A 12,750-nucleotide genomic window follows, 5' to 3' on the forward strand; every position below is an offset into this window, starting at 1 on the left:
ACTCTTAAAGATAAAGAGTATAAGAATTGTGTCCTAACAAAGTTAGCAACTCCAATAGCTAAATTATATCCAGTAAAATACTTTTTATTGAAAAAATCAGTTTGGCTATAGACCGGTTTTACATCTTGAATGTTTGATGTTGATTGAACATTATCTTGTGCTGTTTCTTTACAGCATAATAACAATGATATTCCAATTGAATATAATATTTTATTGATCATAGATAAAACTTTAAATACTTCCGAAATAATAAATTTGAAGTTGATATTTTTGTTTATTTCTATTTTATATAATCTAAGATATTATTTACCATCACGTCATTGATATTTATGCTGTTTTTTAGTTTTATGGTTTTACTATTTTCATCATAAAAACTTTTTACCCCAATTTGTGTTAGATAAAAATTATTTTGTTTCCATTCAAATAATAATTGATAAATAGTGTTTTCTGCTTTTTGTATTACATCTACTGAAAAAGAGTTTTTACCAATTATCTTAAGATCTGAATAAGCCTTCATTGGTTCATTGCATCTTAGGCAAGGGATAATATTTTTATTGCTGGATGTCTGAATATATTTTTTATTGGGTTTGCCTACAAGAATGTCTAATGTCCTGTAATATGAATTAATATTATCAAAATATTCATCACCCATCAGATCCTTTTCCTTTGGATTGGCATGTATTAAAATTTTATCTTTTATTTGATCATTGTTAAAGTCAAAAACTAAACTGTCTATCACCTTTTCGTTTGAAAAAGTTGTTTTTAAAGTTTCTTTTATGGTGTTGTTGCTATTATTTTTGCTGATGGAATTATCTGATTTAGTATTATCAATAGAAAAATTAAATATATATTGGTTTTTATTCTTTGCTGCTATTTTATTAGGATTAAAAATAAATGAAATCTGATTGTTTAACTTTTTAATTGATAGGACATCTTTAATCTGATATTTTTCATAATTGTACTGTGGACCACACAATCTAAAGGTTTTGATAAGCTTATTTTTATCGACTAAAATGGCATAGAGGCTTCCTATAAGGATATCTTGATAATATTCGAGAAGTATTACCCTCAGACTCGGATCATTCAGATTTGTATATTGGTAGACGGAAATTCCAACTGCGTCCATATTACAATGATTCTCTTCTGTTATATCAATCTTATTTTCTTTGCTAGTAAATATTTCTACGTGATTTGGTTTATCAGAAAATAATTTTAAAATAGTTTGGTTTAATTTAAATGTGATCTCATCATCTGTTTTAAATCTTCCATCAAATTTAAAGTTTGTACTTGTTGGGGGGGGAGCATGCTTATCTTTACATTGTCCAAAAAATGTAAAAAAAATTATAAATACAGCTAATATTAATTTTCTACTTTTAGCTTCTTTCATTTTTAACGCTTGTTTGTTTAGGTTCATCTATAGTTTTTAAATTTACATAATATGCAGGGTTGGTTCTATTATTAGTACCTTCCATACTTCCGGGATATTTATTGCTTCCAATTTCAAAATGCAAATGAGGGTTTGGAACTCCTTTTGCGTTGCCACTTTCTCCTGTATAACATATAGTTTTTCCTGCTGTTACCTCTCCGCTACTTACTTCTATAGAGCTTAAGTGACAATATCTGAGATAATATTTTGACGCATTGGAATCAAATCCTGCTCCATTTTCAATTTCTCCAGTAAATTGTAATGTATAATTTCGTTTTGCAGCACGAAGATCTTCACCATCTACTTCCAAAATAAGAATAGTTCCATATGATGAACTTTCCATGATTTCTACAACTATACCATCTAGACATGCCACAGCTGGTGTGCCTGGTGTAGCGAAAAGATCCAGCCCTTGATGATTTTTTGTTCCTCCATTTCGTACTTTCCCAAATGCTCCATTCTTCTCAGCATGATTGCCTTCAGAATTGTAATATGTTCTTTGTGAATAAGCAATAGGATCATGCCATGTACTATTAGAATTACCTTCATCGGGCATGCATTCATCAACTTTAAATGCAGTAGTTGCTTTTTTGAAGAAGTTTCTACGTCGTGTGTAATGACTTTGGTCAAGATTTCGGTTAATTATTCTTGTTATTGAATTTACAACATCATCAGAAGTTCCTTCATCCGCTTTCTTATTCAAATTATTGTTGATCCAATAGCTTAGCCCAGACATAACAGCATATTTAGGCTGCTCGAGTAATTCAGGATTTGTGACCAAATTTCCTTGACCAGGGAAGGCCTTCTGAAATTCTGAATTTATTTTGGTATAATTATATTTTCCTGTTAGTTGAATAAGCCCTCTTCCTATGTACTTGTATCCATCTTGTTTAGTTTCATTTCCTAAGTCATTGCAGTTATCAACTCTTGAAACACTACAGGAAATAATATCTTGTTCATTATCAACATTTCTTAAACCATACGCTCTTATCGCTAATTCATAAGTATTTCCTTTGTAAAGTTCAGCTTCTCTTGGGTGACGGGAAAAATATCCAAAGAGACTTTTTAATGTAGAGACACTATAGTTACTTATTTCCTCAAGTAATGTTCTGAATTCTGTTTCAGATCCCATTTGAGTAATAAGATGTGCCTTTCTTTTGCAAGTATTGATTTCGTATTTTAATCTTATTTCATTAAGCTCTTGTATCAAAAGTTTAGCTAAAGATTCATTACTTGTAGCAGCAGGGAAAATTTCTTTTACTTGTTCAAAAGTAATCTCCGCCTCACATCTTGGGCATTTATTCCCTATTTGAAAATAAGCCCCTTCCTTCTTCAAAAACTCTTTATCATGTTGTTTTTCACCTTGAGCCTTTGCATTAAGATATAGTAATTCAGGTATTTTTTTCAGTAATTTAAAGGTAATAGTATCTCCTTCTTTATAATCTTTTATTTCTAAAACTTTTTCTATTTCTTCTACACTGGAAGTTTTGCCGTCTTCTATTTTAGGGTTTCCGCGTTTCCCAGTTTTGGCGTTGTTGAGGATAGTTCCTGCAATAGATTTTTTTTCTGTCTCATTTTTTATACTGGTTGGCCCTCCAAATTTGTAGGTATAGGTTCCGTCTTCTTTTCCTTTATTGATTTTTTCTTTCCATTGTTTTAGCTCTTCATCAGACTTAGGTCTAAGATGTATTGGAATTTTTACCATATTATCTTTTACAACTCCTGAGAATTCTGTTTTTTCTGTTCCTGCCACTTCTCCAGAATTGGCTTTTTGTTCCATTTGTTCTTCAGTTATTTCTAAAACTGGAAGAACAGAGTCAGTTGTACCTTTTATAAGACCATCTTTTTCTTTAATGATAATCTTGACTTGTTTTCCATCTAAAAGCATAGTTCTGGCGACTAGATAAAGTTTATCTTCCAGCGGGGCACTATCCACTCTTTTAAATTCTGTTCCTAGCTTGAAAGTTTTAAAAGTAACAGTCTTTTCATTTACCGTATCCTTTCCATAAGCTTCTGCAGTTAATGCAGCCGAAATAACTTCAAGGGTTGCATACTTTTTTTGAGATTTCAGATTATCCTTAATTTTATTGAGAATAGTTTGAGCAACTTTATTTTTCTCAATATCTGTAGATGTTTTATTGTTTTGTTTTGAACCACCAAATGTATAGGTATGGGTACCATCTTCTTCATTCGTCTGTTTTGTATACTCTTTTTTTGCAAAATAAGCATCTAAAAGATTTTCAATTTTCTCTTCTTTAACGATACTTGGTGAGGTGCTGCTTGGAGCAGGTTGTGTTGGAGGCTGCGTACTTTTCGCCGTTCCCTTCGCTTCCGCCCAATCATAAATTTTTTTCCCAATCTCTGAAACGACTCCTGAAATAGTTTCTGTGGTGGTTTCTATAATTCCTTTTTTTTCTTTTTGACTTTGCCCTTTTTGGGCAGCCGGAGAACCTTTAGCTTTTGGTTGTGATGTGGGAGGTTCCGGTTTGGGTTGAGGTTTTTTAGGCGGAATATAGATCCCTTGTGGAGTATTGATATTTACGTTATCTGAAGCATGTTTTTTATTTTCATAGTATTCTACGGTGACATAGAATTCCAGTTGCTTTACATCGGTTTCACCCTGTATTGCTTTTTTCATCAAAGCTGAGGTCAGTATAAATTGTGCTTTTGCAGCTCCGCTTATTACTTTTTCTTTTTTACTGTCTATCTGTAGATTTTTCGCATCATGTCCGCTATCTTTTGCATCATCTTCCCAAAGAGTAAAGGTGAGATACTTTCCTTCCAAACCTGTACATTGTGCTTCAGCAATCAGTTTTTCGGTAAAGTTGAAAACATTTCCGGATGTATTATTTGCATATTTTAGCTGAATCCCGTTTATTTTTGGAACTTCGCTCTGTTGTGGCTGTACTTCAAGAGCCATAGGAGCTTTTCCTTCCGGTTCATGAAGATAGGCTTCAATTCTGTATGTATTTTGATAAGCGGTATTTTGAAATGTAAAACTGCTGATTCCTTTTTTTTTAATATTTGTGGGAACAAATTTTCCGTCTACCTTTTTAAAAAGATGCCATGTTACCAATGCCGGATTTCTTTTTTCTTTTGGTGTAGCGGGATACCATTCATCAATTGTATAGGTTACGGTTTCTCCTACTTTGGGCTGTGTATTTCCGGATATTTTATAAACGCCTTGTTTCGACATAACATTACAATTTGGGGTTAAATGGCATCAACTTCATTATCACTGTTTTCCTCCTGAAACTCTTTGAAATTGACAAAAGGATTAATGTTATGTTGTTCCTGTGGATCAGCATTTTGAACATTCTGGCTGCTCACAGCAGCCGTTTGCCCATGTTCTTTGATGGTAATTTTTCCACCGGTAGAGCACATAAGCTCTGAGAGTTCAGTCACACAGCATTTACCCATGATTTTTACTTGCTCATAGGTTTTTTGCCACTTTCCGGCAGGTGCAAATGCACAAGGCAGATACCCTCCTGATGAAGGTTTCAGTTTACATTGTCCAAAACTGGGACCTGGAGGAGTAAATTGTACATCGTCTTCTGTAACGGCTAAAAAATCAGCCTCTCCCTCCTCATTATTCCAATAGTGTTTTTGATGAGAAGTGACTTTATACTGTGGAAATTTATTGCCCTGATTGCATTGGGCTTTCCCTTTTTGGACAACGAAATGCTTTCCGTCGTGTGGAGATGAACCGGACATATTTTGTGTGTATTAATTTGGTTTTATAAATCTATAAAAAAATTAGGCTTAAAAAAGTAGTAGAATTACTACATTTTCAAACTTTACACATCTCCTAAATATAATAGTATTAATTATTTAAAAATAAAGTTGGCTAATCTTGTTGCCTTTCTATGATGAAGGTTTCCTTTTCAATCACATCATCAATATATGAATTGAAAATGGCGTCTATTTTCTGAATTGATAAATCTGCTCTGTTAAAGTTATACACAGCAAAATGATTACAGTCTACAGAGTTTTTTGTTACAGGTGCTTTTTCATCATAAATGTGAGAGTTGAAATAAAGTTGATCCATACTTCTATAATCTGAAGAATTACCTTCCTGCGTAACTTTTAGAATATTATTATCATCTTTAAGGATAATTTTATTCTGAAGTGCAAATCGGATAGGAGAGGCATTGGTAAGCCAGGGTAAAAAGTCTTGATAAATCTGTGAATCTGCCCAGTCTCCATATAATGCTCGATAGAAAGAACCTACTAGAAAGTAGATGGACAAAGTATTTTTGAGGTTTTTTAAAAGAGCTTTTCTATCATCAATTATCAATTTCATTTGATCTATATAAGTAGCCGAATACGAATCGGTAAAATAACTTTTTAAGGTTTCCAGATGATCTTTAAGCAAATTCTCAGGACTTGTTAAATGGAGTTCTCTTAGTTCTCCAGTTTCATTTAACCGGATTTCTAATGGATATAAAATTTCCATACAGGCTTTTGCTAAACTTGAAATTTTAGTATCGGATTCTATTCCTTCTTTTTTAAAATCTGACATTTGAAAGCTAAAAATATAATGACTGTTTTCAAATTTTATATAGCGAAGTTCTAACTGATACTGATAATCTGTTACTAGTTTATCATCCAAAAACTTCTGATGGTTGATTTTATATTTCCCTTTTAATAAAGGAACCTGAAATGGAATCTTACCGTGAGGAGGGTGATAATATAAGCTGTCTCCATTTTCAATGATCTTTTTGTTGAGGTTTTTGATTTCATTGCCAAATGGAAGCAGGAGAGACTGCCCTGGTTTTATATCTGCATGAAATCTTTCGTGTTTAGCACAATGAGTATTATGAAACTCCCTTAAATATATTGGGTTTTCGACTTTTAGATCAGATGAAATTTTTTCTAAAGTATCGCCGGGAAGCGCTATGTATGTAATCATGTGATTTGTGCTTTTATTTTTTACAGTAAGTTGTATTATGAACTCCTATAAAATGTGATTAAAAGAATAAGGCTTTTAATTTTTAAAGATGAAATTTATAAAAAAAACACAAAAAAACCTTTCAAACAAATTGAAAGGTTTTAAATTTTATGATGTTAAGGTTTTTAGAACCCTATCAATCTTGCAAATAAATCAGGGAAAACTCCTAGAACAATTATTGAAGCAATAACGAATACTCCAACGATATTGTAAGTAAGGGTAACTTTCTCTGAAGATTTGAATGAACTTTCTTTGAAGAAGAACATAGAGATGATTAATCTTAAATAGTAAGCAATAGAAACTGCAGATCCTAAAACTGCTACCAATACTAAGAAAACTCCATGGTTAGAATTCATAGCCTGAGAGAATAAAGCAAATTTCCCCATGAAACCAGCCGTTAACGGAACTCCAGCCATTGAAAGCATAGAAATTGCTGCTACGGTTGCCAATAAAGGTTCTGTTTTTGCCAATCCTTTGAAAGCTCCGAAAGAAGTTTCTCTTTTTAGTTTTTCAACATAGATTAAACACATGAAAACTCCTACAGTAGATAAAGCATAAGCAAATAAATAGAATGCTAAATTGTAAGTAGAAAGGCTTGTCATTCCGAAGAACACCAATCCGATGTATCCTGCGTGAGAAACTGAAGAGTAGGCCAACATTCTTTTTGCATTCGTCTGAGCAAGACCCATAACGTTTGCCAAAAGCAATGTAATAATTAAGAATACTCCGAAAACATTGATCCATTCTGCGGTAACACCACCGAATCCGATGGTCATTAATCTGAATAGGGCAAAGAATCCTGAGATCTTTACAACACTCGCCATGAAAGCAGTGATCAATGAAGGTGCTCCATAATAAACATCAGGACTCCACATGTGGAAAGGTGCCAATGCTACTTTGAATGCCAATGCACAAAGAATCAATAAGACTCCTAAGATGAACATTCCATCTTTAGGGTTTGAAACTCCAAAATCCTGGATTTTATATAAATCGAAACTTCCAACACTTCCGTAGATAAATGCAATACCAAACAACAGGAAACCTGTTGCGAATGCACCCATCAGGAAATATTTAATTGAAGCTTCATTTGATCTTAGATCTGTTTTGTTAGCTCCCGCCATTACATATAAAGGAATAGAAAGGATTTCAACTCCTAAGAATAGCGTTACCATGTTTTGGTATCCAAAAAGGATAATTCCACCGCACAATGCAAAAAGCATCAAAGCGTATAATTCTGACTGGTGGCTTCTGTGGTTGCTGAATGCAAAACCTCCCAAAAAGAATAATAATAATGTCGTTACGATTGATATTTTAGTGAATAACGCAGTATTTCCGGTATAGTCATACATGTGTCTGTACTGTGCAAAGAAAGCACATTCAGGCATGAAACTTACCCATAATGCGATGATTAATCCCAAAATCCCAATGTATCTTGCGAATTTTCCTTGTTCAAAAACTCCTGAAAATAACGCAACAACTGCCGTTAGGAAAACAATAATTAAAACACTCATTTCTTAAAATATCAAATTAGCTTACCATTGATTGGTAGATAAACTTCAACGAACTATTCACCATTTCGATTATCGGTTGTGGGAAAATACCAAATACGATCACAAAAACCGCGATACTTGCCAATACCGAAAACTCAACTGCAGATAAATCTTTTACTGTACTCAAAACTGCATCATCACCCTGCCCGAACATTGCTTTTCCGTAGAACCTCAATAAATAGACAGCAGCAAGAATTACCGTAAGACCAGCGATTACCGCTGCCAATCCGTTAAAATCATATACCGATTTTAACAAGATAAATTCTCCGATGAATCCATTAGTCAACGGAACTCCCATTGAACCTAATATAATGATCAAGAACAATACGGCAAACTTAGGTGCAACTTTCGCCAAACCTCCCATTTGTCTGATGTCTCTTGATTTAAATCTCTTGTATAAAATATCACAACAGTAGAATAGACCCACCACGTTGATACCGTGAGCAAAAGTCTGTACCAAAGCTCCTTCAGCACCTTCGATGTTGAAAGTTCCTCTTAAAGTAATCACTGCCGAAGCAAAAATACCTGCTACCATCAATCCAACGTGAGAGAAAGAAGAATACGCAATGATTCTCTTCATATCTGTCTGAATGATGGCAATCAATGCACCATGAACAATTCCTACAATTGCTAGAATAATTACAATCTGCCCTGAAATTCCTGCAATTGGAAGGGGAGTGATTGGTAATAAATAACGCAGAACTCCATATACCGCCATTTTCAGCATGATCCCTGATAAAAGCATTGATCCCTGGGTCGGTGAATAGGTATACGTATCCGGCTGCCAAGTATGGAAAGGGAATACCGGTAATTTCACTGCAAATGCAAAGAAAATAAACCAGAATACCACCGTCTGTTGTGTTTCGTTTAATTGAGCATTATATAAATCTGTTAGTGCAAAAGATGCAGAGTTGTTGTAAACATAAATCAACCCGGCTAACATAAATAATGACCCAACGAATGTATATACGAAGAATTTCGTAGTGAATTCAAATCTTTTATTTTCCTGACCCCAAAGTCCGGCAATGAACCAGATCGGAATCAAAGTTACTTCCCAGAAAATGTAGAACAATAATCCGTCAAGCGAAGTGAAAACTCCCACTAGTCCGAACTGCATTAGCAAGATCAAACCGTAGAACGTGTTTCTGTAGCTTACATTTTCATTAAAAGAAGATAAAATAATGATTGGCGCTAAAATATTCGTCAACAATAAAAGAAGTAAACTCATCCCATCGATACCGAAGTGAAGAGAACTCTTCATAAATTGTGACCAAGGGTAATTGATCTCGTGCTGCAATACGCTATCTACCGTTGGATTAAAATCAAAATCCGCCGCAATGTAGAAGGTAACCAGCATCTGTACCAATGCAATTCCCAGTGCCAAATATTTGCTGGAATTATTCTTCCATGCAAAAACTAATCCCGAACCTACTAGAGGTAATAGTAATAATGTTAATAATAAACAAGACATTATTATTGTAATATAAAGTTAACAATCAGTATAATTCCCACAGCTAAAGACATGATCAAAATGTACGTCTCAACATTTCCATTTTGGATACGCTTCATCGCTTTTCCGCTATCTTCTGCGCCTTCACCAACGAAGTCTACAAAACGATCAAGAATACCTTTATCAAACATCTTTCCTCCGCGTCCTAATCCTTCAACAGTTTTTACAATTAATGCATTGTAAAGTTCGTCAACATATAATTTTTTAGCAGACAGTTTTTCCCATCCGGTGTACTGCTCTTCAGGAAGTGCTTGTTTTTTCTTGTTCACGTAAGTGTTTTTAACAATGAACCAAACACAGAAGAACATTAAAACTGTTGCTCCTAAAAGTATCATTTCAGTACCAAACGGAACTCCTGAAAGAGTAGCTTCCATTTGTTTAAAGCTTTCCTCAGTAAGAACCGGTTTCAACCATTCCATTAATTTTGCATAATGACCGTGACCGATAAAGTGAGGAAGGTTAATTAAACCACCTAAAACAGAGAAAATAGCCAATACGATCAATGGTAATGTCATATTAGACGGGCTTTCGTGTAAGTGGTGTTTTTGATCTTCAGTACCTCTGAATTCTCCGTGGAAAGTCAGATAGTACAATCTAAACATATACGTTGCAGTAATAGCCGCTAAAATAAATAACATTACCCAATAAATTGGATTTTTAGCGAAAGCTGCTACTAAAATTTCGTCTTTAGAAATCATCCCTGATAATAAAGGGAATCCTGAGATTGCCAATGTTCCGATTAGGAAAGTAGCGTGGGTGATTGGAATGTATTTTTTCAAACCTCCCATGAAACGCATATCCTGTTCGTTGCTCATTGCGTGGATTACAGAACCTGCTCCCAAGAACAATAATGCTTTGAAGAAAGCGTGCGTCATTACGTGGAACATCGCTGTTGTATAAGCACCAAGTCCTAAAGCGATGAACATAAATCCAAGCTGTGAAACAGTAGAGTATGCCAATACTTTTTTGATGTCGTTTTGACGTAATGCGTAGAATCCTGCCAAAGCAGCTGTTAAAAATCCGATGAATAAAATTCCTCCCTGAACCGTAGGTGCTAAAGTAAATAAGAAGTTTGATCTTACTACTAAATAAATACCCGCAGTTACCATCGTTGCCGCGTGAATTAACGCAGAAACAGGAGTTGGACCAGCCATTGCGTCCGGTAACCAAGTATATAATGGAACCTGAGCAGATTTACCCGTTGCACCGATAAATAAACTCGCTGTAATAAAGATAATTACTGTTCCGTCTAATTCAAATTTTCCGGCATTCTGTGCTACAGTAAGATAGTCAACAGCATTAGTCTGAGAAGCGATCATGAAAATACCGATTAGTAACGCAAGGTCACCAATTCTGTTCATGATGAAAGCTTTTCTTGCTGCTTTACCATATTCTTCGTTTGTATACCAGAATCCGATCAGTAAATAAGAACACAATCCTACACCTTCCCATCCGATGAATAAGATAAGGTAGTTGCTTCCCATTACTAATAATAACATTGAGAAGATAAATAAGTTCAGATAAGTGAAAAACTTATAGAAACCTTTATCGTGACTCATATATCCGATAGAGTATAGGTGAATTAAAGAACCAATACCTGTGATGATCATTACCATCATTAATGACAACTGATCGATCTGGAATCCAAAATTGATCTGAACTCCGTTTACTCTAAACCATTCAAAAGCTTTTACGATTACAGGCTGACTTTCAGAATTGAAACCCATGAAAATACTTACTGCGATGCAGAAAGATCCGAAAACCATTGCTGTAGCCAAGCTACCTACAACAATTTTTGGAAGATTTTTCCCGAATAAACCGTTAATAAGAAACCCTAAAAGTGGTAAAAGTACTATTGCATATACTAAATTCTCCATTCTTATCCTCTTAATTTATTAAATATACTTACATCAACAGAACGGGTATTTCTATAAAGCATAGCAATAATTGCCAAACCTACCGCCACTTCCGCAGCTGCAACCACCATAATGAAGAAAACTAAAAGTTGTCCGTCTCCGTTACCTTTGTATGCTGAAAAGGCAGCCAATAAAAGGTTTACAGAATTTAGCATAAGCTCTACACAACCCAAAATAACAATCGCATTTTTTCTCAGCAATACTCCCAACACTCCTAAACAGAATAATACTGAAGAAAGAATGATGAAATAATTCAGAGGGATGCTTTGTATAAATGTATTTACTTCTCCCATAATTTTATAAATCTTTTTTACCGATTAATACCGCACCTACGATACCTGCCAAAATAAGGATGGATGCAAGCTCAAACGGTAAAACATATTCATTAAACAAAAGTCTACCCAGATTTTTCGTAAGACCAATACCTCTGTCTACATTCTCAACAACAACATGATTATTCTGAACACCTCTGAATACGCCTAAAACTCCAATTAATAAAAGACCTGCTGTAAAAACTCCAACAAACTTTAAAGTATTGTTCTTCTTACTTTCGTCTTGTTTATTAAGGTTAAGCATCATCAGGATATAAAGGAATAATACCATGATTGCTCCAGCGTAAACAATAATCTGGATAATCGCAAGGAATTGTGCATTCAGAAGAACGTACATCCCTGCAATAGAAAACATCGTAACAATTAATGACAAAATAGCATACAAAGGATTTCTGGCAAATACAAAATACACCGCACTCGCCACTGCTAAAAACGCCACCAAGAAAAATAAAAACTGATCCATTATTTTACCGCATTTTTTTGTTTCTCGGATTGTCTTTCAGTGATATCAATCCTTTGATTTATTTTTTCAACCAATTTATCTTTTCCGTAAATGAAAGAACCTCTGTTGGTTTCCACGTCTACCAATCTGTCTGTAAGATAGATTGCAGATTTCGGACAAGCTTCTTCACACATACCGCAGAAAATACATCTTAGCATATTGATTTCATATACTGAAGCGTATTTTTCTTCTCTGTAAAGGTCTTTTTCTTCTTTAGTTCTTTCAGCAGCAGTCATTGTAATTGCTTCTGCAGGACACGCTACCGCACAAAGCCCACAAGCTGTACATCTTTCTCTACCTTCTTCGTCTCTTTTCAAAACGTGCTGACCTCTCCAGATATCCGCTCTTGGCTTTAATACTTCCGGATACGAATATACGGCGGGAGCACCTTTTATCACGGTTCTTACAGCATGCTTAAATGTAATCCCCATTCCTGTAAAAATCGCAGGTAAGTAGATTTTTTCAGCAAGGGTCATTTCTTTATTAGAAACAACTTTTGATCTGTTCGTAAGTTTCATTTATTTTAATTTTTTAGGCTGAACTTTTATTCAGCATTTAAAAAT

The 12,750-nt window shown here is 34.5% G+C and carries 11 protein-coding genes; all 11 read right to left on the bottom strand.

Annotated elements, in window-relative coordinates; all coding sequences use genetic code 11:
* Nucleotides 1–221, bottom strand: a 221-nt coding sequence (locus RM51_RS19650) for a hypothetical protein (RefSeq protein WP_228375816.1), incomplete at its 3' end; no start/stop codon positions are given.
* Nucleotides 222–280: 59 nt separating this feature from the next.
* A complete protein-coding gene (locus RM51_RS13195; RefSeq protein ID WP_165585009.1) occupies nucleotides 281–1,387 on the bottom strand; it encodes a hypothetical protein in 1,107 nt (368 codons plus the stop codon).
* Nucleotides 1,374–4,622: a peptidoglycan DD-metalloendopeptidase family protein gene (locus RM51_RS19160; RefSeq protein ID WP_052248505.1), complete on the bottom strand. Its 3,249-nt coding sequence runs from the start codon at nucleotides 4,620–4,622 to the stop codon at nucleotides 1,374–1,376. Before RM51_RS19160 ends, RM51_RS13195 begins: the two co-directional genes overlap by 14 nt.
* A 17-nt stretch (nucleotides 4,623–4,639) precedes the next feature.
* Complete coding sequence (locus RM51_RS13205; RefSeq protein WP_039370374.1) at nucleotides 4,640–5,140, bottom strand: DUF4280 domain-containing protein; 501 nt, start codon at nucleotides 5,138–5,140, stop codon at nucleotides 4,640–4,642.
* 133 nt (nucleotides 5,141–5,273) lie between these two features.
* Nucleotides 5,274–6,338, bottom strand: a complete 1,065-nt coding sequence (locus RM51_RS13210; protein ID WP_039370377.1) for a hypothetical protein — start codon at nucleotides 6,336–6,338, stop codon at nucleotides 5,274–5,276.
* Between the two features lie 164 nt (nucleotides 6,339–6,502).
* Complete coding sequence (locus RM51_RS13215) at nucleotides 6,503–7,888, bottom strand: NADH-quinone oxidoreductase subunit N (protein WP_039370380.1); 1,386 nt, start codon at nucleotides 7,886–7,888, stop codon at nucleotides 6,503–6,505.
* Between the two features lie 16 nt (nucleotides 7,889–7,904).
* Nucleotides 7,905–9,398 (bottom strand): complex I subunit 4 family protein, encoded by a 1,494-nt coding sequence (locus tag RM51_RS13220; protein WP_039370382.1) that lies wholly within the window; start codon nucleotides 9,396–9,398, stop codon nucleotides 7,905–7,907.
* A 2-nt stretch (nucleotides 9,399–9,400) separates the two neighbouring features.
* Nucleotides 9,401–11,314 carry an NADH-quinone oxidoreductase subunit L gene (gene nuoL / locus RM51_RS13225; protein ID WP_039370384.1) on the bottom strand — a complete coding sequence of 638 codons (1,914 nt, stop codon included), beginning with the start codon at nucleotides 11,312–11,314 and terminating at the stop codon, nucleotides 9,401–9,403.
* Between the two features lie 2 nt (nucleotides 11,315–11,316).
* Entirely contained in the window at nucleotides 11,317–11,646 is a 330-nt protein-coding gene (gene nuoK / locus RM51_RS13230) for an NADH-quinone oxidoreductase subunit NuoK (protein ID WP_027380123.1), read from the bottom strand.
* A 4-nt stretch (nucleotides 11,647–11,650) separates the two neighbouring features.
* A complete protein-coding gene (locus RM51_RS13235; protein ID WP_039370389.1) occupies nucleotides 11,651–12,148 on the bottom strand; it encodes an NADH-quinone oxidoreductase subunit J family protein in 498 nt (165 codons plus the stop codon).
* On the bottom strand, nucleotides 12,148–12,705 hold the full coding sequence (locus tag RM51_RS13240) for a NuoI/complex I 23 kDa subunit family protein (RefSeq protein WP_039370392.1): 558 nt from the start codon (nucleotides 12,703–12,705) through the stop codon (nucleotides 12,148–12,150). The genes RM51_RS13235 and RM51_RS13240 overlap by 1 nt, the downstream gene beginning before the upstream one ends.
* Between the last annotated feature and the right edge of the window lie 45 nt (nucleotides 12,706–12,750).

Origin of the sequence: Chryseobacterium taiwanense, assembly GCF_000813825.1 — a bacterium.
Taxonomy (GTDB): Bacteria; Bacteroidota; Bacteroidia; order Flavobacteriales; family Weeksellaceae; genus Chryseobacterium; species Chryseobacterium taiwanense.